This window comes from Microbacterium sp. LMX7-1.2 (genome assembly GCF_040675935.1).
Classification (GTDB): Bacteria; Actinomycetota; Actinomycetes; order Actinomycetales; family Microbacteriaceae; genus Microbacterium.
On sequence record NZ_JBEGIL010000001.1, the window covers coordinates 728,377 to 754,522 of the forward strand.

Annotated in this window: 21 protein-coding genes and 1 pseudogene; 8 read left to right on the top strand and 14 right to left on the bottom strand. The window is 67.7% G+C overall.

Features of this window, described 5'->3' with window-relative positions:
• Positions 1 to 42 precede the first annotated feature (42 nt).
• The 5 genes from MRBLMX7_RS03730 to MRBLMX7_RS03750 all read right to left on the bottom strand — a co-directional run bounded on the left by MRBLMX7_RS03730 (position 43) and on the right by MRBLMX7_RS03750 (position 6,164).
• Positions 43 to 1,242 carry an alginate O-acetyltransferase AlgX-related protein gene (locus MRBLMX7_RS03730; protein WP_363366258.1) on the bottom strand — a complete coding sequence of 400 codons (1,200 nt, stop codon included), beginning with the start codon at positions 1,240 to 1,242 and terminating at the stop codon, positions 43 to 45.
• Positions 1,239 to 2,453, bottom strand: a complete 1,215-nt coding sequence (locus MRBLMX7_RS03735) for an acyltransferase family protein (protein ID WP_363366259.1) — start codon at positions 2,451 to 2,453, stop codon at positions 1,239 to 1,241. Before MRBLMX7_RS03735 ends, MRBLMX7_RS03730 begins: the two co-directional genes overlap by 4 nt.
• Positions 2,450 to 4,414, bottom strand: a complete 1,965-nt coding sequence (locus MRBLMX7_RS03740; RefSeq protein ID WP_363366260.1) for a rhamnan synthesis F family protein — start codon at positions 4,412 to 4,414, stop codon at positions 2,450 to 2,452. The genes MRBLMX7_RS03735 and MRBLMX7_RS03740 overlap by 4 nt, the downstream gene beginning before the upstream one ends.
• Before the next feature lie 74 nt (positions 4,415 to 4,488).
• Positions 4,489 to 5,364, bottom strand: coding sequence for a glucose-1-phosphate thymidylyltransferase RfbA (gene rfbA / locus MRBLMX7_RS03745; protein WP_363366261.1), 876 nt, complete (start codon positions 5,362 to 5,364; stop codon positions 4,489 to 4,491).
• A gap of 98 nt (positions 5,365 to 5,462) precedes the next feature.
• Complete coding sequence (locus tag MRBLMX7_RS03750) at positions 5,463 to 6,164, bottom strand: UDP-N-acetylglucosamine acyltransferase (protein ID WP_363366262.1); 702 nt, start codon at positions 6,162 to 6,164, stop codon at positions 5,463 to 5,465.
• Positions 6,165 to 6,254: 90 nt separating this feature from the next.
• Between MRBLMX7_RS03750 and MRBLMX7_RS03755 the strand changes: the two genes are divergently transcribed.
• From MRBLMX7_RS03755 to MRBLMX7_RS03770, 4 genes are read left to right on the top strand one after another with little or no spacing between them, the layout of a single operon-like run.
• Entirely contained in the window at positions 6,255 to 7,379 is a 1,125-nt protein-coding gene (locus MRBLMX7_RS03755) for a DegT/DnrJ/EryC1/StrS family aminotransferase (protein ID WP_363366263.1), read from the top strand.
• Positions 7,376 to 8,338, top strand: coding sequence for a Gfo/Idh/MocA family protein (locus MRBLMX7_RS03760; protein WP_363366264.1), 963 nt, complete (start codon positions 7,376 to 7,378; stop codon positions 8,336 to 8,338). The genes MRBLMX7_RS03755 and MRBLMX7_RS03760 overlap by 4 nt, the downstream gene beginning before the upstream one ends.
• Entirely contained in the window at positions 8,335 to 8,760 is a 426-nt protein-coding gene (locus MRBLMX7_RS03765) for a GtrA family protein (RefSeq protein WP_363366265.1), read from the top strand. Before MRBLMX7_RS03760 ends, MRBLMX7_RS03765 begins: the two co-directional genes overlap by 4 nt.
• Positions 8,761 to 8,804: 44 nt before the next feature.
• A complete protein-coding gene (locus MRBLMX7_RS03770; RefSeq protein ID WP_414685135.1) occupies positions 8,805 to 9,755 on the top strand; it encodes a glycosyltransferase family 2 protein in 951 nt (316 codons plus the stop codon).
• Positions 9,756 to 9,779: 24 nt separating this feature from the next.
• Here the strand turns inward: MRBLMX7_RS03770 and MRBLMX7_RS03775 are convergent, their stop codons facing one another.
• The gene (locus tag MRBLMX7_RS03775; protein WP_363366267.1) at positions 9,780 to 10,679 is read right to left on the bottom strand and encodes a hypothetical protein; all 900 of its coding nucleotides are present in this window, start codon (positions 10,677 to 10,679) and stop codon (positions 9,780 to 9,782) included.
• Between the two features lie 58 nt (positions 10,680 to 10,737).
• Positions 10,738 to 12,300: a DUF2142 domain-containing protein gene (locus MRBLMX7_RS03780; protein WP_363366268.1), complete on the bottom strand. Its 1,563-nt coding sequence runs from the start codon at positions 12,298 to 12,300 to the stop codon at positions 10,738 to 10,740.
• A gap of 146 nt (positions 12,301 to 12,446) precedes the next feature.
• Here MRBLMX7_RS03780 and rfbB point away from each other — a divergent pair, with 146 nt between their 5' ends.
• Positions 12,447 to 13,445: a dTDP-glucose 4,6-dehydratase gene (rfbB, locus tag MRBLMX7_RS03785; protein ID WP_363366269.1), complete on the top strand. Its 999-nt coding sequence runs from the start codon at positions 12,447 to 12,449 to the stop codon at positions 13,443 to 13,445.
• Positions 13,442 to 14,005 (top strand): annotated as a pseudogene (locus MRBLMX7_RS03790) (dTDP-4-dehydrorhamnose 3,5-epimerase family protein); the annotation flags it as partial. The gene rfbB and the pseudogene MRBLMX7_RS03790, both read left to right, overlap by 4 nt.
• A gap of 89 nt (positions 14,006 to 14,094) precedes the next feature.
• On the opposite strand, the gene MRBLMX7_RS03795 reads toward MRBLMX7_RS03790, so the two are convergent.
• Both MRBLMX7_RS03795 and MRBLMX7_RS03800 read right to left on the bottom strand, forming a co-directional pair.
• On the bottom strand, positions 14,095 to 17,514 hold the full coding sequence (locus MRBLMX7_RS03795; protein WP_363366270.1) for a hypothetical protein: 3,420 nt from the start codon (positions 17,512 to 17,514) through the stop codon (positions 14,095 to 14,097).
• A gap of 134 nt (positions 17,515 to 17,648) precedes the next feature.
• The gene (locus tag MRBLMX7_RS03800; protein WP_363366271.1) at positions 17,649 to 18,722 is read right to left on the bottom strand and encodes a glycosyltransferase; all 1,074 of its coding nucleotides are present in this window, start codon (positions 18,720 to 18,722) and stop codon (positions 17,649 to 17,651) included.
• A gap of 91 nt (positions 18,723 to 18,813) precedes the next feature.
• On the opposite strand from MRBLMX7_RS03800, the gene MRBLMX7_RS03805 reads away from it, so the two are divergent.
• Entirely contained in the window at positions 18,814 to 20,580 is a 1,767-nt protein-coding gene (locus MRBLMX7_RS03805; RefSeq protein ID WP_363366272.1) for a DUF4012 domain-containing protein, read from the top strand.
• A gap of 143 nt (positions 20,581 to 20,723) precedes the next feature.
• The gene (locus MRBLMX7_RS03810) at positions 20,724 to 21,296 is read left to right on the top strand and encodes a hypothetical protein (protein WP_363366273.1); all 573 of its coding nucleotides are present in this window, start codon (positions 20,724 to 20,726) and stop codon (positions 21,294 to 21,296) included.
• 213 nt (positions 21,297 to 21,509) lie between these two features.
• On the opposite strand, the gene MRBLMX7_RS03815 is transcribed toward MRBLMX7_RS03810, so the two are convergent.
• The 5 genes from MRBLMX7_RS03815 to MRBLMX7_RS03835 form a co-directional block, all read right to left on the bottom strand.
• A complete protein-coding gene (locus tag MRBLMX7_RS03815; RefSeq protein WP_363366274.1) occupies positions 21,510 to 22,964 on the bottom strand; it encodes an LCP family protein in 1,455 nt (484 codons plus the stop codon).
• Positions 22,961 to 23,428, bottom strand: coding sequence for a 5-(carboxyamino)imidazole ribonucleotide mutase (gene purE / locus MRBLMX7_RS03820; protein ID WP_363370790.1), 468 nt, complete (start codon positions 23,426 to 23,428; stop codon positions 22,961 to 22,963). Before purE ends, MRBLMX7_RS03815 begins: the two co-directional genes overlap by 4 nt.
• A gap of 138 nt (positions 23,429 to 23,566) precedes the next feature.
• Entirely contained in the window at positions 23,567 to 24,691 is a 1,125-nt protein-coding gene (locus MRBLMX7_RS03825; RefSeq protein WP_363366275.1) for a 5-(carboxyamino)imidazole ribonucleotide synthase, read from the bottom strand.
• Positions 24,692 to 24,769: 78 nt separating this feature from the next.
• Positions 24,770 to 25,288 carry a PH domain-containing protein gene (locus MRBLMX7_RS03830; RefSeq protein WP_363370793.1) on the bottom strand — a complete coding sequence of 173 codons (519 nt, stop codon included), beginning with the start codon at positions 25,286 to 25,288 and terminating at the stop codon, positions 24,770 to 24,772.
• A gap of 87 nt (positions 25,289 to 25,375) precedes the next feature.
• Positions 25,376 to 26,146, bottom strand: a complete 771-nt coding sequence (locus tag MRBLMX7_RS03835) for a biotin--[acetyl-CoA-carboxylase] ligase (RefSeq protein WP_363366276.1) — start codon at positions 26,144 to 26,146, stop codon at positions 25,376 to 25,378.

Consider the following 26,146-nt stretch of genomic DNA (forward strand, 5'->3'; position numbering starts at 1 on the left):
GACCGTTCGGGTCATGAGGCCCCTCTCTTCGCATCCTTCGGGTCAGAACCCGCTCGTCCCCGGAGGCGCGTTCACGAGGTGCCGCTCAGCGAGCTGGATGATGACGACGTCCGGCTTGTACTGGTTCACGAGGGAGGCGTAGTTCGGCGGGTTCGACCAGTCGTCGTACCGGTGCTGCAGCTGCCAGGTCTGCGCGTACTGCTGGTTCCAGAACGGCGAGAGCGCGCCTCCCATGGAGTCCCGCAGGATGAGGGCCTTCTGAGGGCTCGCCGACGCGTCGTTGAGCGTCGTCGCCGGGAGGGCGAGGAGATCGACCGGAGTGGTCCCCGAGACGACCTTCGTCTCCTCCTTGTTGTCGACGACCTTGACCTCGGGAAGCGTCTCCGCGAAGACCGGAGCATTCCATGACGGCGTCGTGTCCGCGACGCCGTACTGCGCGTACTCGTTGAACGTGCCCGTGTCCTTGGTGCCGGTCACCGCCGGCACGACGACAGGTGGGTTGTCCGGGTACAGCTCAGCGTGGCAGGCCGCGAACGTCTGCCAGCCGATGTAGCCACCCCAGTCGGTCCAATGGCTGTTCACGGGCGTGTACACGGCGTCGTCGGCGGCCGCTGTGCGCAGATCGGCGCGGAAGTCGACGATCGGCAGGTCGGGCGTCGCGAGCAGGAGCTGGTCCAGCGGTGTGGGTCCGCGCAGCTCCTCCGCCCACTCGGGCAGCTTCTCGGGGTACACGCTCGTGGCAGACGGCGTGATCTGGATGCTGAGCTCGATGCCCTGGTCCTCCAGCGCCTCGTCGATCGAGGTGAAGTAGTCGGTCCACTTGGAGAGCTCGGAGACGGTGAGCAGTCGACGACCGATCGCCTGCGAGAAGTTCTGCTCGATCTGGTCGTTGTAGAAGTACCACCCGTCGCGTCCCTCGATGACCGGTCCCGCGAGCTGATCCGCCTGAGCCTTCCATGCGGCCTCGGCTCCCGCAGGATCGTCGACCCACGGGTTCTGCGACGGCAGGTCGACAGGCTGACGGCAGGCCGCCATGGCGCCGTCGACGGAGGTCTCCCCCGAACCCGGCACCGGCGCTGCGGCGTTGTTGGAGCTGTCCAGCTGATGCTGCACGGTCCATCCGACGATCGCGGCGACGAGCGACAGCACCGTGAGGATCGCGAGCGGGATGTTGCGGTACCGACGCCACCACACAGGGGAGGGGATCTGCGCACCGTGCACGGGAACGCCGGGCGCGGTCATGCCGGGACTCCTTCCGCGCGGCGAGCAGGAGTCCGTGCGGCGGCGCGATCCGGGTACGTCGGGTCGATCCACCCGATGACCTTCATCCGCTGACGCTGTGTCTTGTCGAGGAGCCACGTACCCCACCGTGGTGTCCAGTCCTTGAGCTGCAGCGCGGGACGCTCGATGAGATGCCAGCTGAGGTAGGCGTAGACATGGCACGCGACCACGATCACCACGTGATAGACCAGCCAGCCGGCCTTCTCCAGACCGAAGTAGGCGGCGAACTGCATCAACGGCCAGGCGATGATGTAGATCCCGTAGGAGAAGTCGCCGTGCTTGTCCCAATTGCGCAGGAACTGCACCTTGATCGAGAACCACATGACGACGTAGCAGAAGGCGTACTGTCCGAAGACGAGCCAGCCGCCCTTGCCGTACGTCCAGACGGCGATCAGCCCGAGGACGATGGCGAGTCGGTTGTCGATCATGATCTTGTCATCCCAGAGGGCGAACAGGATGCCGAAGGCGAAGGGCGCCATGAGAAGGAGGAATCGGTAGTCGCTGAACAGCGGAGACAGGTTGGTGGGCGTCCCGTATCCGAACCACTGCATCATGGCGAGACCGATGATGCCGCCGGCGATGATGGTGCCGACGATCCGATTGGAGAGCGCACCGACCATTCCCAGCACGCCGACGAGGATGTAGGCGGTGAACTCGAACGCCAGCGTCCAGGCTGAGCCGTTCCACTCGTATCCGCCATGGATGGTGAAGAACGGGATGATCTTGCCCATGCCGGCGATGTTGTGCTGGACGAGCGGCAGCCACATGTTGTTGGAGAAGTACGTGAACGGCGACTCCTCCTTCGCGTTCCAGAACCCGTCCATCGTGCCGTGCTCCTGGTTCCACGCGATGGGGGCGAGCACATAGGCGGTGACGATGAGAACGAGGAACCAGGCCGGGAAGATCCGCATGATGCGGCGCCAGAAGAACCGGATGGTCGACGAGCGGCCCATCCTGCTCTTGGTGATCAGGTATCCCGACAGGAAGAAGAACCCGGCGACCGCAACGCCGCCCAGGGACTGCTCCGTGCTGAACTGTGTGCCGAGATCATGCCCGCCGTAGAAGCCCGCGAGCGGTCCGGCGTGCGAGAAGATCACGACGAATGCGAGGAACCAGCGGAGGAACCCGATGCTGTTGCTCCGCGGGTTGAACGCGTCCTTCAACGAGATCATGCTTCGTCTTCCTGCCGCTGACGGCGTTCTCTCAGCCACTGCCGTGGGCGCAGGACCGGGCGCAGCCGGATCATCGCGATGCGAAGCGGCCGGTCCAGCGGCCGAAGGAACTCCGCGACCCGCGGATAGTGCAGCTTGAGATACACCCGGGTGAGGGCGCCGATGCCGCCGTGTCCGAGCCATCCGGCCCGGTGGAGGAACTGGATCTGGTCGATCGAGTATCCGGGCATGGTCGCACTGACCTGGTCGAGCTTGTAGTCGAGGGCCGTGTGGCTGATCGATGCGTGCTCGAGGCTGAGCGCCGTCCGCACGTGGTAACCGCGCTCGGCGGCCGCGTACGCGACCAGGCGCTCCTGCACGTGTGCGAGGCTGCCGTCGCGGTGCTCGTCCGGTGCCGCGTAGTCCTCGTACTCCCAGTCGTGCTGGGTGAGGATCGTGAGAGCCTCGGGGCGCGCGACCCACATGCATCCGTACGGCGCGAGGGGGGACACGTCGTCGAACGGGACCCGGATGCCGAGTTCCTTCGCGAGTTCCTCCGCCGGCTCTCGGTTCGCGTACCAGCCGCGGCCCATGGTCGGGTATCCGATGTGGATCATCGGCGGGAAGACGATGCCCAGACCCGGCTCCTTCTGGAACAGGGCGAGCACGTTCGCCGCGAATCCCGGCGAGTGCAGCACGTTGTCGAGCTGCTGCGCCTTGAAGTAGCGCCCGGCGTTGAACGAATCCTGGGCGGTCTTCTTCGAGTGGATCTTCACCACGAGGTCGTAGCGCCCGGGCTCGAGCACGTCCTTGCAGGCGATGAGGAACGCGCTCACGTCGCGCCCGCGGTTCGACGGAAGCACGCGGATGTCGATGCCTGCGACACGCTCATCCGCGCGGCGGTCGATGATCTCCCTGATCGCGACGGCCTTCTCGTCGCTCGTCGTCGTGACGACGAGGTCGAACGGGACCGGCAGCATCACGAGGCGGTCGAGCAGCTCATCCGTCATGTCCTCGTAGAAGATGTGGACGGTGGCGACGACCTTCGGAGGCCGCTCGGGATCGAACGACACGTCGACGTCCGGCAGCACCTCGAGCATCGAGGCGTCGGCGTGCAGGTCGCGCGGCTTGGAGTTGCGGACGAGGTTCTGGTAGATCAGCTCGACAGGGTAGCCGTACTCCTGGGCGCGCTCGAGCGTCCAGCGACCGATCACCGCATGCTGGTCGAGGTACGGCGGGTAATGGAAGAAGCCGCGGCGCTTGAGCGCGGGGCATCCGTCGTCGAGAAGGAGGTCCGCGTTGAACAGAGCAGGATGCGTCGACGGGTAGTCCTTGCGGGCGAAGGCCACGGCGCTCTTGTAGCCGCGCTCCTCGAAGTGATGGGTGAACCGGGACTCGTGACCGAGGATCGAGTCGACGTACGACCTGACGGGCGGCATGGTGTCCCAGTACTCGTTCCACTCGTCGCTGAGGAACATCTCCTTGCGCACGGTGATCCAGTGCGACTGCAGGTGGCGATGCAGCACACCCTTGTTGGTGTAGGGGTTCGGCTTGAACCGCGGATAGTCGGACAGCCCCCAGAAATGGGCGGGCTCCTTGTCCATGCGCTCGAACAGGTCGCCGAAGGGACGGACCGGCCCGAACCACGTGTAGTTCATCAGGATCAGCTCGTCGTACTCCGCGAGGCGGTCGCGACCGAACTGCTCCATGGCCGTCTTGTAGCCCCAGACGTCGAAGCCTTCGTTCTCGCGCTCCCAGACCGTGTCGGCGATGCCGTCGATCTTGGCCCGGTGCTCGGGCTTCAGCTGGCCGTTGGAGACCACGAACAGGTGATCGGCGTAGGGCTTGAGCCGCTCGAGCTTGTACGGGATGTAGTCGTCGACCTCGCCCCGCTCGTCGTACAGAAGGTAGAAGATGACTCGTTTGCCCCCGTCGGGGAACGGCTTCGCCTGCGGAACGGCCTGACGCTTCACTATCTGCACTCTCAATCGTTATTCCGGGCGCACATGAAAATCCGAGGGGCGCCACGCGGCACGCCCCTCGGATTCTAGTCGACCTACCTGACCAGGCCCCGCTCGACGACGTCGAGCAGGTACTGACCGTAACCGCTCTTGACGAGCGGCTGCGCGCGTTCTCGCAGCTCGTCGTCCGACAGGAAGCCCATCCGCCATGCGACTTCCTCGGGCGCGCCGATCGAGAGGCCCTGGCGCTTCTGCACCGTGCGGACGAACTCGGTCGCCTCGCTCAGCGAGTCGAAGGTCCCCGTGTCGAGCCACGCGGTCCCGCGAGGCAGGATGTCGACGCGCAGATCGCCGCGCTCGAGATAGACGCGGTTGAGATCGGTGATCTCCAGCTCCCCGCGCGCCGACGGCTTGAGGTCGCGCGCGATCTCGACGACGTCGTTGTCGTAGAAGTAGAGGCCGGGGATGGCGTAGTTGCTCTTCGGCGTCGCAGGCTTCTCCTCGATCGACAGCACCCGGCCGGCATCGTCGAACTCGACGACTCCGTACGCGGTCGGATCGGCTACCCAGTATCCGAAGACGGCCGCGCCTTCGAGGTCGGCGAACTGTCGCAGCCGCGTCCCCATGCCGGGGCCGTAGAAGATGTTGTCGCCCAGAACCAGCGCCGCGGTATCGGTGCCGATGTGGTCGGCACCGAGCGTGAACGCCTGCGCGAGTCCGTCGGGCGACTTCTGCTGCACATAACTGATCGACACCCCGAACTGCGAGCCGTCACCCAGGAGTCGTTCGAAGGACTCCGCGTCGTGCGGAGTCGTTATCACGAGGATGTCCTTGATGCCCGCCAGCATGAGGGTGGTGAGCGGGTAGTAGATCATCGGCTTGTCATAGACGGGGACCAGCTGCTTGGACGTGCCAAGGGTGATCGGGTGAAGTCGAGAGCCGGTCCCGCCGGCCAGAATGATGCCACGCATGCGAGACAGTCTCCCCCATCTCGTGATGAGCAGGCAAACGCGCACGGGCACGGCACCCGCGGCTCCAGGATGCCCTCGCCGCTCTGCGGCGTCGAACTCTAGTGCTCCACTGCGCCGAGCCATCCCGCCACGGCGTCGCGCACCGCGTCGTCGGCGATCCGCTCGAGAAGGGCGCGTGGGTCCGCCTCCGGGCCACCGTACAGCTCCGACAGCACAGCGATGAGGGCGTCGTCGACGCCCGAACGCTGCATGCCCACGGTGTTCGCCCCGCGCACCGCCGCGGGGGTGCCGAACGCCTTCGCGAAGGGGGGGATCTCGCGGACGACGACCGACCCCATGCCGACCATGACCCCTGCGCCGATCCGAGTGAACTGGTGGACGGACGCGCCGAGGCCGAGGTTGGCCCGCGCTCCCACCACGACGTGCCCGGCGAGGAGCACACTCGATGCGAGCGTCACGCCGTCCTCGAGCACGCAGTCGTGCGCGACGTAGCACTGGTTCATGATGAAGGCGTCGTCGCCGATGCGGGTGCGGTCCTTCCAGCCCTGGTGGATCTGCGCGTACTCGCGGATCGTGTTGCGATTCCCGATGACCACGCCGTTCCCCTGAGATTCCGAAGGCGCGTTCGGGTGTGGGAAACCCCGGACCTCGGGCGGCGCGCCGATCATGGCACCGGCGCCGATCCAGTTGCCGTCGCCGATCGTGACGGGTCCAGCGATCACGGCAAACGGCCCGACGGTGTTCCCGTCGCCCAGGACCACGTCATCGGAGATCACCGCTGTGGGATGAATGGTGTTCATAGGGCACCTCGCCGTCGTGGATCGCGTCGAGCTGTAAGCTCGGATAGATTTGTTGCGCGCTCTGGCATGCCATGATGCGCGGATTCCCAGATGACCATACGGAAGCACATGATACCTATTACCGACGTCCGCTTCGGCGAAGAAGAAGAAGCGCTGGTCCTCGAGGTCCTCCGCTCCGGGCTGATCGCTCAGGGACCCAAGGTCGCACAGCTCGAGGCGGAGTTCGCGGAGCGATACGGAGCGGCCCACGCGATCGCCGTCAACAACGGCACCACGGCTCTCATCGCGGCGCTCGAGGTTCTCGATCTGAAGCCCGGTGACGAGGTCGTCACGACACCGTTCACTTTCGTCGCCACGCTCAACGCGATCCTGCAGGCCGGCGCCACGGCGGTCTTCGCCGACACCCGCGCCGATGACTTCACGATCGATCCCGAGGCGGTGCGCGCACAGATCGGCGACCGGACCAGGGTCATCGCCCCGGTGCACCTGTACGGTCAGATGGCCGACATGGACCCGATCCAGCAGATCGCGACGGAGCACGGCCTCCGGATCCTCGAAGACTCGGCACAGGCCCAGGGCGCCACGTACGGCGGTCGGTTCGCCGGCACCTACGGAATCGGCACCTTCTCGTTCTACGCCACGAAGAACATGACCACCGGCGAAGGGGGCATGATCACCACGGACGACGACCGGCTCGCCGATCGGCTCCGTCTCCTTCGCAATCAGGGCATGCGCGCCCGCTACCAGTACGAGATGGCGGGCAACAACTACCGGCTGACCGATCTGCAGGCCGCTCTGGCGCTGCCGCAGATGGCGCGCTACGACGACACCGTCGCCCGCCGTCGGCGCAACGCCGCCCGCCTGTCCGATGCGCTGTCCTCCGTGCCGGGCATCGTGGTTCCGCGCGAGATCGAGGGGCGCGGACACGTATGGCACCAGTACACGATCCGTGTGACGGAAGAGTCAGGAGTCACTCGTGACGAGCTCTCTCAGAAGCTCGGCGAGAACGGCATCGGCAACGGCATCTATTACCCGAAACTCGTGTTCGACTACGACGCGTACCGCTCCAACCCGCAGGTGCGGATCAGCGACGTCCCCGTCGCGCAGTCGCTGGCGCAGCAGTCGCTCTCCCTCCCCGTTCACGCGGCTCTCAGCGAGAGCGATCTCGACCGCGTGGCCGAAGTCGTCGCCCAGATCGTCGCCGCGGCCTCATGAGCGCGAAGAAGCGAGTCGTCCTCGTCGGAGCCGGCAACATGGGCTCCCACCATGCACGCGTCATCAGCCAGTCGGCGGGTGCGGAGCTCTCCGTCCTCGTCGATCCTCGGGAGGACGTCGGCTCGGCCGTCGCAGCCCGGTTCGGGGCCACCTGGGCGCCGAGACTGCCCGACCTCGACTCGTACGACGCGGTCGTCGTCGCCGCGGCCACGGAGGCGCACCACGAGCTCGCGATGCAGGTGCTGGGAAGCGACCGGCCGCTACTCATCGAGAAGCCCGTCGCCGACAGCCTCCTGCGCACCGAGGAGATCCTCGCACTCGCGAACGCCCGCGACCTGCCCATGATGTGCGGGCTGCTGGAGCGCTACAACCCGGCCGTGATCACGGCGCGCGCCGCCATGCGAGAGCCGCTGCACGTCACGGCGACCAGGCACTCCCCATACGCACCGCGGATCCGCACCGGTGTCGCGTGGGACCTGCTCGTGCACGACGTCGATCTGGCGATCAACCTGGTCGGGGCCGAGCCGTCGAGCGTGTCGTCGAAGCTCGGCTTCTTCCACCCCGACTCCGCCGCAGACGCCGAGGACGTGGCCTCGACGATCCTCGGCTTCGAGGGAGGCGCGGTCGCGCAGATCTCGGCGAGCAGGGTCGGACAGCACAAGGTGCGCACGCTCGCGATCCACGAGCTCGATCGCCTCATCGAGGTCGACCTGCTCCGACGGAACCTGACGATCTACCATCACGTCTCCGAGGGCTCCGTCGACGACGGGCCGAGCTACCGGCAGCAGACCATCATCGAGATCCCGGAGATCCCGCCGTCGCCCGAACCGCTCACGGCGCAGTTCGCGCGGTTCTTGGACGTCATCGACGGTCGGGAGGATGCCGCGGCCGAGCGAGCCACGATCTTGCCGTCCCACCAGGTGATCGATCACGTGATCCAGGAACGGACGCGGGTATGAGCTCGGTCCCGCCGAGCGACGACGGTTCGGCCGGGACGACCACGCGCCGCTACAGCGCGCTGCGGTATCTCCTGGCAGGAGGCCTGGCATTCCTGGTCGACCTCGGACTGCTCGCGCTCCTGCGCGAGGTATTCGGCTGGCCCACCTGGCTCGCGGCCGGCACGGCCTTCGTGATCAGCTTCGCGTTCACTTACACGATCCAGCGATACTTCACCTTCGGATCCCAGGTCCCGCACGGACGGGCGCTGCTCAAATACGCCCTCCTCGTCGCATTCAACACGGTCGCGACAGCCGGGATCGTCGCGCTCATCGACGCGACTCCGCTGGGCTGGGCCGTCGGCAAGGTCGTCGCCACGGGCGCCACGACCATCTGGAACTATTTCGCGTACCGGTACTGGGTCTTCGCAGACCGCAGCCGCTGAACAGAGAGGACACCGTGTACAACGGAGCCCGAATCGCCGCTGTCGTGCCGGCGTACAAAGAAGAGAAGATGATCTCAACGGTCATCACCACAATGCCGGACTACGTCGACCACATCGTCATCGTCGACGATCACAGCCCCGACGACACGAGCGGCGCGGTGCGTGCCGTCGAAGACCCACGGGTCACGCTGATCAGGCACGAGGTGAACCAGGGCGTCGGCGGTGCGATCGTGACGGCCCACCGCGCGGCCATGAACCTCGGCGCAGACGTCAACGTCGTCATGGCCGGCGACGCCCAGATGGACCCCGCCTTCCTCCCCGACCTGCTCGACCGCGTGACGAAGGACGGATACGGCTTCGCGAAGGCCAACAGGTTCTTCGCTCCCGAATCGTTTGAAGGGATGCCCGGCTACCGGGTGTTCGGCAACATCGTCCTGTCCTTCATGACGAAGCTCGCCTCCGGTTATTGGAACCTCTTCGACCCGCAGAACGGCTACACCGCCGTTCGCACCGAGGTTCTCAAGCGCGTCCCGCTCGACCGCGTGTCCCCGCGATACAGCTTCGAAAACGACCTGCTGATCCACCTCAACATCCTGCAGGTCGGCGCTGTCGACGTGCCCATCCCCGCCGTCTACGGCGAAGAGGTCTCGAGCATCAAGCTCTCCAAGGTCGTGCCGGAGCTCGTGAACCTCCTCTTCCGCGGATTCTGGCGGCGGATCTGGTACCGCTACGTGCTGTGGTCCTTCTCCCCCGTCGCGCTGCTCCTCTTCTTCGGCCTCGCACTCTCCGCCGTCGGGCTCGGCGTGGCGATCTGGGTCTGCTTCCAGATCGCGAGTTCCGTCGTCGCCACCGCGGCCACGGTGATGCTCGCCGCCCTGCCGCTCATGCTAGGGACCCAGATGCTGATCAGCGCGCTGCAACTGGATATCCAGGGCAGCCCGTCGTCGCCGGACTACGACCCTTTCACGACGAGGGATACGCCGCCGACCGCTTGACCCGACGGCGCGGATGCCGCGTGTTCAGGGCAGCCTCCACTCGTCGCCCTTGTCGATGATCCGCCCGGTATACGTGACGTTGACCGGCGCCGTGTAGTCGACCATCCCGGGCGCGAACGTCCCCCAGCTCGGGCGACCCTGCGATGCGCCGAACGAAGGCAGGTACGCGCCGTACGCGTAGAGAGTCTCTTGGATGGGCCGGTAGCACGCGCCGCCGGCCTCCGTGATTCCCGCGATCGTTCCGAGTGCCCGCAGACCCGAGGCATCCCAACGCCATACCGGCCCGCCGACGTCACCGGGACCAGCGGGAGCGTCGGTGCAGATCAAGTACTCGCCGAAGCGACCGGGCGCGATGCCGAGGATCTTCCCCTCCGTCCACCCCGTGTCGATGCCCATCTTCCCCACGAGCATCCCGACGGACTGACTCGACGTGGGCGTCCACCCCTGCACGCGGCCGTCTCCCGGCGAGACGCCCGTCGTCGGATCGACCAGAATCTGGTGCGCATCGTTCCCCGATCGCATGCGCAGGAGCACGGTCGGATCCGTCGCCCGGGTGGCGAAGACGTCCGCGTAGTAGCCGGAATCTCCGCGAATGCTTCTGTCCGAAGCGATCATCCATCCGCACGTCGCGGCGGTCGTCAAGAAGAATCCGGAATCCCCTGCGATGGCGAAGCCGCCGGAGCAGGCCTTGTCGTAGTAGGCCCCGACGGTCCCCGCGATGCTGCCCCAGATGGCCGGCTCGCCAGGACTGTAGTCGTACCCCGATGCCACCGGAACGGGCTTGATCTCCGCGACTGCCTGCGTGGCCGGATTCGCGGCTGATGCGACGATCGCGGCGATCGCGATCGCCCCTCCGATGATGCCGATGCGCGAGCGGGGTGCGCGGTTCCGGCGACGCGATACGGTGGCCCGGGTTCTCTCCATGGCATCACCGTAGCGCCGATGAGCGTGCCCGGCGAGGCCATCGCCGGGCACGAGTCCCTCAGTGCCTGTCTGTCCGGTTGCGTCCGTTCGGATCCGCCGACGCCGGCACCGGATCCTCCGAGGACTCGAGCGTCGCGGCAGCGGGCGCGGTCGTCGCCGCGGGTTCGAGCGACGGCCCCGCTCCGACGCCGACCTCGTCCGCTCGGCCCCGCGCCGCGAGCAACACGGCGGCGAGCACGGCGAGCACGCCCGCGAAGGAGAGCGACCCGATGATCCACACGGCGATCGGCTGGGGCACACCCGCCTCCCACCACCAGCTGTCGGGCGCGCTCAGCCAGACTCCGGGCTGGCCCGCGAGCGTGTAGCGCCGGATGTTGCTGTACATCGCGACAGAATTCGCGACGGAGAGGATCGCGACCGCGAGCCAGACCTGCAGGGTCGTGACCCTCAGGAGGCGACGGCCCACCGGGAAGAGCGCGAATCCGACGAACATGATGATCAGAGGCAGCAGGTACCGGGGATGCACGAGTCCGCCGACCTCGGTGGCGCTGCGCTGGAGCAGATAGAGCGGAAGCACGATGAGCGCGAGGCCGGACACGCCGAGCACAAGCGCCTTGCGCCAGGAGATGGTGGCCAGTCCGGTGAAAATGGCGGCCGCAGCGACGAAGATCGTGCCCACCCACACGAAGGGCGGGATCGCCGCGTCGTTCCAGCCGAGCGGCCAGGTTCCGAGAGAGCCCACCCACAGCGACGGGAGGTTCAGGAGGTTGTATGCGAGGAGGCTGACCCCCTGTCGGGCGCTCCCCCCGCTTCCTGGAGCGACACCGTTCTGCCAGATCCCGATCTGCTGGGCTGAGAGGAACAGAAGGAAGCAGACGATCGACAGCGCCGCGGGAAGGATCAGGGATAGCCAGAAACGCTTGTCCCTAGTCTTCCAGCGCCCGGAGAGGACGACTGCTGCCGCCATCCCGAGCACCGCATACACGGCCATGTCGGACCGCGCGCCCGCGCCGATGACCGTAGTGACGGCTGCGACCGCCGCCAGAGCGATCCTTCGCTTGCCCGTGGTCTCGAGGAATCCGAGAACCGCGAGCCAGAGAGTGCCGCCGGCGAGGACCGCCCACCCGTTCGGATTGACCGAGGCGAGGAGGTAGATGCCCCACGGAATCAGAGTCACCGCGAGCGACGCCACAAGGAGGGGGCGCCGTCGGGACGGCAGCAGGAAGAACAGGACAGAGGCGATCGCGACGAAGATCGCCGCGTTCACGATCCTGATCGCCACGACCGATGCCGGGACGTTCGTCGAGGCGAGCGGGCTCATCACCGCGTAATAGACCGGTGAGTAGAACTGGGCGTAGGCGTTCACGTGCTCGGTGGCCACAAGTCGCTCGGGATCGTCTCCGAGCACCTCGTCCTGGCAGCTCGCGGGGATGTCGGGGCGGAAGGCGAAGCACTGCGCTCCCACCGTGCCCCACGGCACCAGCTTCCCCGGTTCGTCCGGATCCGTCTCGCAGAGGCCGGGCCGATCGCCCGCGCCGCACCAGATGCTCGCGATGTGGAAGTTCTCATCCGGAGCACCGCCGACAGGAGACGCGACCGCCCACGAGCTCAGAGCGATCATCAGGAGCAGCGGGACAATCGCCACGATTCGCCGGAAGGATGGGGTTCGGTTGCGATGTTCAGCCACCCGGACATTGTATCGGGCATCGGCAGCACCCCCCGGAGCCGTGGGTCGGGTGGCGGAGGTGCTCCCGGTATCATTGTCCGATGCGAAGACTCTTGGTCACCGGAGGCGCCGGCTTCATCGGCTCCAATTTCGTCCACTACGTACTTGAGAACACCGATGACACCGTGACGGTGCTCGACAAGATGACCTACGCGGGAAACCGTGCATCGCTCGCGGGGCTCCCCTCCGACCGGTTCCGGCTGGTGGAGGGCGACATCTGCGACGCGGGTCTCGTCGCAGGACTCTTCGACGAGCACGATGCCGTCGTGCACTACGCGGCCGAATCCCACAACGACAACTCGCTGACCGGCCCCGCGCCCTTCGTGCAGACCAACGTGATCGGCACGTTCACCCTGCTCGAAGCCGCTCGCGCGTCAGGCATCCGGTTTCACCACGTGTCGACCGACGAGGTGTACGGCGACCTCGAGCTCGACGACCCCGAGCGCTTCACCGAGAACACCCCCTACAACCCGTCGAGCCCCTACTCCTCGACCAAGGCCGGCTCCGACCTCCTGGTCCGCGCATGGGTGCGCTCCTTCGGTGTGCAGGCGACGATCAGCAACTGCTCCAACAACTACGGGCCCAGGCAGCACGTCGAGAAGTTCATCCCCCGTCAGATCACCAACCTGATCGACGGAGTCCGTCCGCGCCTCTACGGCGACGGCCTGAACGTACGTGACTGGATCCACGCCGACGATCACTCCTCGGCCGTGCTGCGGATCCTCGACGCCGGTGTCATCGGCGAGACCTATCTCATCGGCGCCGACGGTGAGAAGACGAACCGCGAGGTCATCGAGATGATCCTCGAGGCGATGGGTCAGGATGCCGGGGCATACGATCTGGTCACCGACCGTCCCGGACACGATCGTCGCTATGCGATCGATTGGTCGCGTCTGCGGAACGAGCTCGGGTGGACCCCCCGCTACTCGGACTTCTCCACCGGTATCGTCGACACGGTCCGCTGGTACCAGGAGAACGAGAACTGGTGGCGCCCCCAGAAGGCTGCCACCGAGAAGAAGTACTCGGAGACCGGGCAGTGACCGGCGCGGATCTCGAGTTCGGGCTCCCGCTCGCCGTCCACTCCACCAGCATCCGGGGTCTCCTGCGTCTCGACCTCCCTGTCCACGGCGACAACCGCGGATGGTTCAAAGAGAACTGGCAGCGGGAGAAGATGGTGGCACTGGGCCTGCCCGATCTCGGCCCCGTGCAGAACAACATCTCCTTCAACAAGACCAGGGGGACGACTCGCGGAATCCATGCGGAGCCGTGGGACAAGTTCATCTCGGTCGCGACCGGCAGCGTCTTCGGCGCCTGGGTCGACCTGCGGGACGGCGACGAGTTCGGCACGGTGTACACCGCCGTCATCACTCCGTCGGTGGCGATCTACGTGCCGCGCGGCGTCGGCAACGCGTTCCAGACTCTCGAGGACTCCACGGCGTACAGCTACCTCGTCAACGAGCACTGGTCGCCGAAGGCCGAGTACACCTTCCTGAACCTCGCGGATGAGACGGCGGCCATCTCCTGGCCCGTGCCACTCGCTGACGCGGAGCTCTCGGAGAAGGACCTCGCGCATCCACGCCTTGCGGACGTCGTTCCGATGAGCTTCAGCTGATTCACCCCTGCTGACCGTCGCAGAGAAGGCCCTCCACCCCGACGGGTGGAGGGCCTTCTCGATGGTGGCAGTGCCGGTCAGCGCAGCGCGCCGGTCGCGAGGACCAACACGGTGCTGGGCACCCCGTACAGCCGGGAGATGGTGGCCTGCTCCTCGGCCGTCACCGGCGTGAGTCCCCCGGATGCCAGGTAGACCTGGGCGCTGTTCCACTCCTTCACGAACCTCGGCCCCGTGGCCGTTCCGGCCGACGGCACAGCCGCGATGACATCGGCGGTGGTCGACGTGAAGGCGAGGGAGCCGAAGTTCGCACGACTCACGCCGACCCAGCCCTGGGCGGACAAGACGTAGTAAGAGCCTCCGGCCTCGGCGCGCGCGGTGAGGGTACCGGTGGGCGAGAGCTGTGTGAACGAGGCATCCGACAGGTTCTTGATCTTCGCGGTGATGGCGTCGACTCTGACGTCGACGGGTACGTCGACGACCTTGCCGGTCGCTGTGACGAGCCGGACGGCGCCCGATGGGTTGCGATACGGACCGGCCGTCACGACCGGCGCCCCGAGAGCGAAGCTGCTCACCAGGGCGGCCGGGACCGCCGTCGACCCGGATCCGATGCCGTACTGCGCGAGGACCGAGGGGTCGGGCACCTCACGGCGCTGGTTCGACTGGACGAGCCACAGCGCGCCGTCGGGCGACTTCAGCAGCGAGGCGAGGACGCCCGAGTTCGTCATCCCGAGCTGCTCGGGCGCGATCGTCGGCGCTCCGTCGCAACCCGTGCCGTAACCGGCGGCCGCAGCGCAGCTCGAGAACTGGAAGTACGTGGTACCGCTGGACAGCAACGCGCGTTCGCTTCCGTCGCGGAACACGATTCCCATGGACAGCGGAACGCTCTTCAGGGTGCCGTCTGCGAGCTTCCAGAGCTTCGAGGACACACCGAAGCGGGCGACGATCCACGACAGCGCCGCGTCGTTCTCCACCGGCTGGAGGTAGCCCCCGGACACGAGGAACATCTGGGCCGACGCGGACTCCCGCACGAAGTGCGGCCGTGCGTCCGAGCCGGCGAGGGGTACGCCCAGCCAGGCGTTCGAGGCGAGAGTCGTGAACAGCTGGGTGCCGCCGTACTGGGCGGGATCGACCTGCAGCCAGCCCTGATCGGTGAGCACCATGGCCTTGCCGTCGCTCACCAGACGAGACGGCAGCACCTGCGTGACTCCGAGGAGGCCATAGCTGGCCGCCGTGAGCTTGCGGACTCCCCCGACGATGACGGGGATGCGGTTCTCCGCCGACACCGAGAACGCTCCGGCCGGGTTGACCAGCGCGATGGCCGCTGCTCCGTCGCTGTACGCGCCGGGGCTGAGTACCGGCGCGCCCACTGTCAGGGGTTCGACCAGCGAGTTCGAAAGAGTCGTCGTCGCCGCACCGATGCCGTAGGGAGCGAGCACGGACGCGTCGACGACCTCTCGACGGGATCCGGACTGCACGAGCCAGGTCGTGCCGTCGGACTTGCGGACCAGGTGCGTCAGCGATCCACGGTCGGTGATCTGGGAGACCTGCGAAGCGGCGACGACGGGCAGTTGAGCGCAGTCGCGCCCCCAGTCTGCCACCTGCGCGCACGTGAGGAAGCGGTAGCGGTTCGTGCCGTCGATGAGATACACGGCCCCCTCCGGCGTCTTCACGACTCCCGATCCGGCCGTCGAACTCTTGCCCAATGCGGAGTCGGCGATGACCCTGATCTGAGCGGAGACCCCGTAGGCGGCCGTGATCCAGCGCTGTTCCTCAGCATTCACGGCCTGGAGCACGCCACCGGAGACGAGGAAGACCTGCAGGCTGGAGCGCTCGCGCACGAAGTGGGGGCCGTTCGCCGCTGCGGCCTGAGGCATCGACGCAAGCGCCCGGGTCGGCAAGGACGCGAACGGCACCGCGGTCCCGTAGGCGTTCGAGGCGATCCACCCGTCGTTGCCGAGCACGTAGGACACACCATCGACCTTGGCCGTCAGCGGGAGGGTGCCAGCGATCTTGAGGCGTCCGATCGACGCAGTCGAGAGGGGCCTCGTCGCGGCCCGGACCGCATCGACCTGCCCTTGCGCCGACACGTCGTACGTGCTCCCGCCCTGGAGGACCGCGACCGTCTTCCCTGCGGGGTCGCCGTATACGCCGGCACCCAGGACGGGGTCCCCCAGGCTGTACTCGTTGACGAGCGCGTCGGCGACGACGCTGACGCTCGGCGACATGCCGTACTGGAGGAGGATCGACTGATCGACGATCTCTCGTCTGACACCGCCCTGGATAAGCCAGTTCGCGGCGAGGCCGCGGACGGTCGGCGTCAGGTAGCCAGCATCGGGATACGCGTTTACCTGCCCCTGCGCGACCACGGGCAGGGTCGCACAGCTCCAGCCGTAGTCTGCCGCGAGCTCGCACGTCGGGATGCGGAATCGTCGACCGCTGTCGAGGAGGAAGACCTGATGCTGGTCCGTGCGCACGGCGCGGGGAGCCACACCGCCGTTGGTGAAGCCCGCGAGCTGCGCCGTGCTCACCGTCTGGGTAGGCGAGATCCATGTGAACTGCACCGCACGCTCGGCCGTCGGGAACGAGTACTTCACAGTACCCACGACGAGGAAGCTCGCGCCGGTCGCGGAGTCCTTGAGCACGCGCGCTCCGGACGACTTCGTCGAGCCGAACCAGTCCGTGAAGTAGTTGTAGAAGTTGCGGTTGCCGTAGGCCGAGCAACCGTCGCCCTCGCCATACCCCGCGCGCATCGCGGCAGCATTGGGCTGGTAAGGCGTGTAGTAGTAGAGCGCCGACGTCGCGCCGTTCGCGACGTAGACGGGTGAGCTGCCGCAGGCGCGGTTCGGATTGTACAGGATGTTCCAGGTCCGACCCGGCGCGTAGTAGGTGAAGTAGCGGCCCTCCATGTAGATCTGCATCTGGCGGGCTGCGCCGTAGATCTGGTGGAAGAACCCCACGTAGCTCGGGTCGCAGGGCACGCCGCCGTCCGGGCAGCCCTGGCCGAGGGCGGCGTTGTAGCGGTTCATGCTCGGCCACGTGTGCGTGACGAGTCCCTGCTCCTTCTGGAGCATCACGATCAGCACCTGCGGGTTGATGCCGCAGGACTGCGCGACCCGGTAGATGATCCGCGCGGCCGATTCGTTGGGCGCTCCCGTGTAGCCCTGGCAGTAACGATCAGCGGGGCGGTTTACCGACGAGATCGTGAAGTCCTTCAGGCAGATGATCGGGCCCCACTTGTCGGATCCGCCCTGGCACCGGGACACCTTGCTGTTGAAGAATGCCTGGATCTGCGCCTCTGTCATCGTGTTACGGTCCGTGAATACAGCGTCGCTGATGATGTTCCCGGCGTCGAACCCGTCGAGCGACATCTTCAACTTGAGCGTATGCACGCCCTTGCCCGCGGACGGCGCTGCCTGGGCAGCGGTCACAGGGACAATGACACCGACCACGAGCGCCGTGACGGCGACGAACGTGGCGAGGATTCGGGGCATCCTCATGGTGTTTCGAGAGCGTGGGGCACGTCGAGACATGTGACCAGTGTGACGGAAGTTGCGCGATGATGCCACTGTTGCAGTATTTTGGCCACCGGCGTGTCGGCGTGTCGCCCAAGACACAGCCCACGTTCAGGGGATCAGAGGTCGGCGTGCAGGGCCCAGACGCGCTCTGCGGCACCGTGCCAGGAGAACGCCCGCGACCGGTCGGTGCCCAGGACACTCAGTCGCCGGCCCCCTGCTCCCACGGCGTCGACGACGGCATCCCCGATGCCGCTCTCGGTCACGAGTGCGCCGCCGTCCACGATCACGTCGCGATTGGTTCCGCTGTCGATCGCGACGACCGGAACACCCAGCGTCATGGACTCGAGCACGCGCCACGGCCATGCGTCGACCGCACTCGTCGCCACGAGCGCGGACGCGCCCGCGAGAGTCGCTGCTCGATCGGCGATCGGGAGACTCGTTCTGATGTGCGCACGCGTCTCGGGCAGTCCGGCCGCGGAGGCGATCTCCGCGAGTCGTGGCTCCGAGCCCTCCGCCGCGTCGAGGACGACGGCGTTCGTCCCCGCGGCAGCGGCCGCGCGGAATCCGGTCTCGAGCGACGCGGCGGTCCCCGTGAGCACGACATAGCCTTCAGGGAGGGCCAGAGCCGTTCGTCGCTCGGCGGCGTCGAACGGCACGACGAATCCGGTGGGCATCGCTCCGGGGATCACCCGGATGCGCCCCCGCAGCTTGACGGTCTCGCCCAGCCGTTCGGCGATCGAGTGCGTCGGCACCACCACTGCGTCCGCGTGCTTGGCCGCCCGCTTCAGCATCGCCCGCTGCCACGCCACGATCGACTTCGGCAGCGCCTCGGGCTCCTCCCACGCGCGCAGGTCCCAGATCGTGACCGTGGTCTGGTCGTTGTCGTGAACGCGATCATGGCGCACGAGAGGAGCCATGAGCGATGCGGAATGGATGAGTCCTCCCCCGACCCCGGGAACGAGGCCGAGCTGCCACGCGGTGGCGAGCTCACGACGGGCGAGCGAGAGCCGGTGCGTGCCGGCGATCCCGGGGATGTCGACATCGCCTCCCGCGGGGACGATCGCCTCGACGTCGCATCCGGAAGGAGCGGTCTCGACGAGTGCTGCCGCGAGATCGACACTCGCCCAGGCCACGTCCGGATCGAGGACATGCTCGAGCTGATCCAGAACAACACGCAGCCGAGCACCCATGGACCAACAATAATGTCCGCGTCTCGAAGAACCTGGGAGCGCGGCCCCCGAGTCACGCCGCCGATATGCCGCTTCGTGCTTGAATGCAGGAGTGAGCGACGGACGGATGCCGGTACAGCATCGATGGGTGCGATGGGTCGTCGGCGTTGTCCTGACGCTGCTCGTGCTCGCGATCGGCTGGGTCACGGTCCGCGGCATCGGCGCGGTGAACGATCTGCAGCGGGTGTCAGCCTCGGCGTCGCAGCTCAAGGCGGCGATCGGCGAGGGGGATCTCGATCGCGCAGCCACACTCTCCGGCCGGATCGCGCATCACGCGGAGTCCGCGCACGATCTGACGTCCGATCCGGTATGGCACGCCTTCGGGGTCGTGCCCTGGCTCGGGCCGAACTTCTCCGCCGTGAGCGACGTCGCGGCGATCGCCGACCAGGTGGCGTCGGATGCGCTCGTGCCGGTCCTCGACGCGGCGGGCGAGCTGGACCTCGCGAGCCTCGGCCTGTCCGGCGGAATCATCGACCTCGCGCCGTTCGCCGCGATCGAGCCTCCTCTCGCCGACGCGAGTGCCACGCTGGCCTCGGCCGAGGACCGCGCTCTGCGCATCGACGCGGACGCTACCCTGCCGCCGCTCGCCGATGCGGTGCGGGAGATGCGCTCCGCGGTCACCCAGGCATCGACGGTGGTCGGCGCTCTGCACGGGGCATCCGCGTTGCTGCCCAGCATGCTCGGCGCCGAGGGTCCACGGAACTACGTCGTGGCCATGCAGAACAACGCGGAGCTCCGCTCGTCGGGCGGCATCATCGGAGCCATCGCCCTGCTGCACGCGGAGGGCGGACGGATCTCCCTCGTCCAGCAGGCGTCCACGACGGACTTTCCCCCGCTGGAGCAGGCCCTCCCTCTGAGCGAGTCGACCGTCGCGCTGTTCGAGGACCGCCCGGGCCGCTTTCTGCAGAACATCACGAACATCCCGGACTTCACTGAGGCCGCCCCGGTCATCGCCCAGCGCTGGCAGCAGCGCTTCGGCACGCCGGTCGACGGAGTGATCGCGGTCGACGCCGTCATGACGAAGAACCTCCTCGCGGCGACCGGCCCCCTGACGTTCGGGCCGTTCACCGCCACGGAGGACAACGTCGTCAGCCTGTTGCTCTCGGACATCTACACGACGATCCCCGATCCAGCCGTGCAGGACCAGGTCTTCGCGCAGGCCGCGAGCGCCCTGTTCGGAGCCGCGCTCACGTCCGCGGCTCCGAAGGATCTCGTCGCCGCCCTCGCGACATCCGCCGACGAGGACCGCATCCGCATCTGGAGCGCGCACGAGGACGAGGAGCGCCTCCTCGCAGCCAGCGAGCTCGGCGGCGCGATCCCCGAGGACGACGCCACGAGCCACGTGGGAGTGCTGTTCAACGACACCACGGGTGCCAAGATGGACTACTACACGGACGCGACCATCACGACGGCGATCGGCCGCTGCGACGGGGCACCCACGACACAGGTGCGCGTCACCTGGACGAACAACGCTCCGGCGGACGCAGCGACCGCCCTGCCGGCGTATGTGACGGGCGGAGGCACCTACGGGGTGGATCCGGGCACTGTGCGCACACTCATCACGGTGTACGGCCCCGAGGGGGCGACGCCCTCGTTCGTGGACCGCGAGGGAGGCCAGGGCGACGAGGGCGCACAGACGACACTCCTCGGCAGCCGTACAGCGGTGCAGCAGGAGGTCCTGCTGGCACCGGGCGAGTCCGCCACGATCACGGTCGAGTACCAGGGAGACGGCACGGGAAACCGCCTCACGACGGTCGACCACACCCCGATGATCCGCACCCCCGACATCTCCCCTGAGGAATTGCGCTGCGGTTCGTGACTTTCGTCCAACCATGATGTAGTCTCGTGTCCACTGGGGAATATCTGGGTTCTGCAATCCTGTCGTGGGGACAGGATGAGCCCACGCCAACGGATGCAGGGGTGTATCCGAGGGCGATTCCGCGTGAATTTCTGGGGAGAATCATGCTGAAGAAACTGGCTGCCATCAGCCTGACCGCTAGCGCACTCGTGCTCATGGCACCTGCTGTCGCCTCTGCCGCGTCGGCTGCGTCCGACTCATACGCCGACAAGCCTCGCGTCTCCGTGGGCGACCCGGTCATCGACATCTGCGAGGTGTCCACTGTCGTGTTCGGCGCGGGCTACTTCCAGCCGTCCGAGAACGTGGGCGTCTCGGTGTCCGGCTTCAACGCCGGCGCCTCTGCGGTGTCCGGCAACACGGCCGCTGCCGACGGCAGCCTCGTGCTGACGTTCCGCCCGCCGTCCGACGGCGAGGGATCGTACTCGCTCGCGTTCGCCGGCTCGCGCTCGTACACGGCGCTCATCACGGTGTCGCACGGACATGACTCGGCAGTGAGCTGCGACCACGACCCCGGTGTCGTCGGCGCCGGCACCGAGATGCCGCTCTCGGGCGACGGTCTCGAGCTCGCGCTCACCGGCGGCAGCGTCTCGCCGTGGATCGTCGGCGGAGGAGCCGCTGCGCTCGTCGCCGGTGGTGCCCTCGTCGCGACCGGCGTCGTCCGCCGCAAGCGCGCCTAGATCAGATCCCCGCACTGCGCGGGGGTCGACCGGGCGACGGTGATCCCTCCCCCTCCGATCACCGTCGTCTGGCGAATCCGGTGACCAACCGGAGAGCCCACGACCGCCTCCTTCACTCTCGAACGGCGGACGTGGGCTCATTCGCGCGTCCAGAGGACGCGCTGCGCAACCGGGGATGTCGTGGAAGCTCCCGTGCTCGCAGCGCACTTCTGATCAGGGCGTCGGCGTGGGCGTCTCGGTCGGCGGGTGGAGCGCCTGCTGGACCATCGAGTGGATGTAACCGTAGTCCGGCGAGTGCTCGTCGATGCCGTTCTCCGGCGTGAGCTCGATCGTCGTGACGGTCTGCTCCTTCGCCTTCGTCATGAGGTCGAAGAACTCGGGCAGCTTGTCCTGCGGGAGGTCGGTGCTGATGAGCGCCGTCCCCGCCGCCGCGACCTCGTTGAAGCGCGTGAGGACCGTCTGCGGAGTGAACTGCGCGAGGATGGCCTCCTGCAGCTCCCGCTGGCGCTTCATGCGATCCCAGTCGCTCGTCGTGTATCGAGAACGCGCATACCATTGCGCGGTGTCGCCGTCCATGTGCTGCTGGCCCGGTTCGATCCAGCCGATCGCCCAGGCGTCGACATCGTGCGGGTTCACGCCGTCCGGCGGTCCACCCTTGGGGAGCCGCTCGGTGACGTTGATGTCCACGCCACCGAGTGCATCGACGAGATCGGCGAAGCCGTGCATGTCGACGAAGACGTAATAAGGAATCTCGATTCCGAGAACACCCTCTGCGGCATCCTTCGTGGCCTCGATCCCGGGGTCGGAACCGTGTGCGATCGCATCCGGGTACAGCTCTTCACCCTTGTCTTCACGGCACACCTCCGCCGCGTTGCGGACGTGGTTCATCCAGCCGTTCCAGCCGCAGGTGTTGGAGCTGTGACCCTCGAACCCGTTCGGGTAGAGCGCCTGCATGGGGCTGCCCTCGCTGAACGGCGCATTCGGCAGCTCACGGGGGATGCCGGTGATCGTGACCGCTCCCGTGGACGCGTTCACCGAGACGACCGAGATGCTGTCGAACCGCATGGAATCGCGGCCGTCGCCGCTGTCGGCTCCGAGCAGCAGGATGTTGTAATAGCCGTCGCTGGGCGGGAGGCTCGGCCCGCTCTGTCCGAAGATGGAGCTGATGGTCGAGCGCACGGAACCGACGATGGTCGCCGCGTATCCTGCTCCTCCCCCCAGCAGCCCGAGGATGAGAAGGGCGACGAGCGGGATCGCGAACTTCGACGGACCGGGGATGCGCACGAGACGCACCAGTCGCAGCACATCCAACGTCAGCACGATCCACAGCACGACGTAGCCGACCAGCAGCACCTGCACGATCGTGAGGATCGCCGCCGAGAGGAACCCTCCGCCGACCGAGAGCCACAGCATCACCGGACGCGCGAACAGCGCCAGACCCGCCGCCACGATCACCAGGAACCAGGCGAGCAGCGTCGCCCCCAGACCGAAGCGTCCGAGACGGCGGTTGCCGGCGAGCACCTGAGCCGAGCCGGGCACGAGAACGTTCAGGAGCACGAGCCACCACCCGCGCTTGGTCATCATCCCGGCGTCCGTGCTGTCAGGATGCCGCAGCGGCCGCGTCTCGATCAGCGGTCGTGCGGAACCGCGCGGCGGCGCCAGGGTCACAGCGACCCCTTCAGCCGTTCGTTCTTCTCCTGCACCTGGGACTCGAGGTCGCGGGCGTAGGCCTCGACCCGGTCGGCGAGGTCGCCGTCGGCGGCGCCGAGGATACGGGCCGCCAGCAGCCCCGCGTTGCGCGCCCCGCCGATCGACACAGTCGCGACCGGGATGCCGGCGGGCATCTGCACGATCGACAGCAGCGAGTCCATGCCGTCGAGGTACGCGAGCGGAACGGGGACGCCGACGACGGGGAGGGCGGTCATCGACGCGACCATGCCGGGGAGGTGCGCCGCTCCCCCGGCGCCCGCGATGATCACACGGATGCCACGACCACGGGCCTCGCGCGCGTACGACATGAGCTTGTCGGGAGTGCGGTGGGCCGAGACGACCTCCACCTCGTGCGGGATGCCGAAGTCCGAGAGCGCCTGCGAGGCGTCGCTCATGACGCGCCAGTCCGAGTCGGAGCCCATGATGACGCCGACGAGCGGAGCAGCGGAGGAGTGGAGAGGCTCAGTCACCCACTCAGGGTATGGTCTGCTGCTGGGAGAACCCCCGAACGGCGCGCGAAGTCGAGTACCTGCATTCCGGTGTCGGCGGCACGCCCCCCGTCAATCGAAGTGAGCGGCCGCCGCACGCGCGACGTACACGGCGTCGTCGAGGTCGTCTCCCGAGACGTTGACGTGCCCGACCTTGCGTCCGGGACGCGGATCCTTGCCGTACGTGTGGATCTTCGCCGTGGGGTGCTCGGTCATCGCACCGGCGAAGCGCTCGCCGAGTGCCGCGTCCTGCGGTCCGCCGAGGATGTTCACCATGACCGACCACGGTGCGCGCGGCGAGGGGTCGCCCAGCGGCAGGTCGGCGACCGCGCGCAGATGCTGCTCGAACTGCCCCGTCACGGCACCGTCCTGGCTCCAGTGCCCGCTGTTGTGCGGGCGCATCGCGAGCTCGTTCACGAGGATGCGCTCGTCGTCGGTCTCGAAGAGCTCGACCGCGAGCATCCCGGTGACCCCGAGTCCTTCGGCGATCGTGCGACCGATGCCCTCGGCCACCTGCACCAGACGGTCGGCGGCCGCCGGCGCCGGAGCGATGACCTCGGCGCACACGCCGTCGCGCTGAACGGTCTCGACCACCGGATAGGCGACCATCTCGCCGCCGGGACGTCGAGCGACCTGCTGCGCGAGCTCGCGCACGAAGCCGACCAGCTCCTCGACGAGCAAGGCCTCTCCGGCGGCGAGCGCGTCGAGCCAGTCCTGAGCCTCGGAGGCTGCGCGCACGACGCGCACGCCCTTGCCGTCATAGCCGCCGCGCGGCGTCTTCACGACGCCGGCGCCGTCGTGCGCGTCGAGGAACTCCTGCAGCTCCTGCGCATCGCGCACGGGAGCCCAGTCCGGCTGCGGGACGCCGAGCTCGGCGAGGCGAGCCCGCATCACGAGCTTGTCCTGGGCGAACTGCAACGCGTCAGGTCCGGGATGCACCGCGACACCGTCGGCGACGAGCGCGCGGAGCACCTCCTGCGGCACGTGCTCGTGGTCGAAGGTGACGACGTCCACGTCGCGGACGAAGGCGCGTACCGCCTCGAGATCGCGGTAGTCGCCCACCGCGGTGGCCGCGAGCTGCGCGGACATCCCCTCGCCCTCGGCGAGGACGCGCAGCTCGAGTCCGAGCTCGACCGCCGGAGCGATCATCATCCTCGCCAGCTGACCTCCACCGATCACGCCCACGCGCAGCGCCATGTGCCGCCTCCATTCGTCAGGACCATTGTCCCGCATCGGCCGAGCGGCCGGTGACAGCCCTCTCCGTAGCCGCTCGAGTCAGAACGCCGCGGTGCCGTCGTGTCCGGACTGCGCGTCGCGATGTGCCAGGATCTGGCTCACCTCGATCTGATCGGCCAACGTCTCGTGCACCAGGGTGACATTCGGCACGTTCGCGAGACGCAGCGGCGCATCGACCCCGTTCGACAGGGTGATCGTGCCGGCTCCCCACAGGCGCTGCAGCGGCCCTCGGCGCACGCCGATGGTGTAGCCGCGAGCATGGGACATCTCGCTGCGGCTCCGGGCTCCGATGCCGTGGTTCACGATCACACGGCGGGTCGTGACGGTCACGGTGCGCGACCACCAGATGATCCACGGGACGACGACGAGCAGCACCACGAGGAGTCCGGCTGCGCTCAGCAGCATCCAGTTCTCGAAGGGGGCCGGGAGGTTGTCGAAGAAGTAAGCCGTACCGCCGAACACGCCGATCAGCACGAGCGCGGACCAGAACAGTCGGCGCGCATGGCCGCGGAACCGGGCGATGAGAAGTTCCTCGGCGGGCACGCCGGGCGGCGGCATCGTCGGCCGTCCGCCGAGCGTCACGGGCTGGGTCACCCCTCCATTGTGCCTGTCGTCGCCGACAACGCCGTGCGCCACCCGGGCGTGTCAGCCCTGCACGGGGCGCACGTGCACGACGTCCCCCGCCGCGACGGCCTGCTCCCCCGCGTCGCTTCGCACCACGAGCCGGCCGTCCTCGTCGAGCTGGATGGCACGACCTTCGAGGATCCGATCCCCCGGCAGCGACACACGGACTTCCCGGCCGATCGTGGAGCAGCGCGCGGATGCCGCCGCGTGCAGCCCGCTGGCCACCGCGTCGCCGGTCTCGGCGAGACCTGCGATCATGCCGTCCAGCCCGACGAGGTAGTCCGAGAGCAGACGATCGGCATCGGCCACGACCCCGAGCACGGCGAAGGACGTCGCGGTTGGGACGGGGAGCTCGGATGCCGTCATCTCGGTGTTCACGCCGGTGCCGACGATCACCGCGTCGGCGGCCGCCTCGGCGAGGATGCCGCAGATCTTCCGTCCGCCCACGAGCACGTCGTTGGGCCACTTGACGGAGACGTCTGCACCGGGAAGCTGCGCGGCCACGGCATCCGCCATCGCCACCCCGGCGGCCAGGGGGATCCAGCCCCGGGCGCGCGGATCGACCGGAAGCCGACGCAGGAGCACCGAGATCGCGAGCGAGGCGCCGGACGGCGCCGTCCAGGTCCTGTCGAGGCGTCCCCTGCCCGCCGTCTGCGTGTCCGTCAGCAGCACGGAGAGGTGCGGCCAGGCCTCGACATCCGCGGCGAACGCGCGCAACGCGGCATTGGTCGACCCGACCTCGGGCAGCTCCTCGACGCGGGATGCGATCTCCCGAGCACGGCTCAGCTCCAC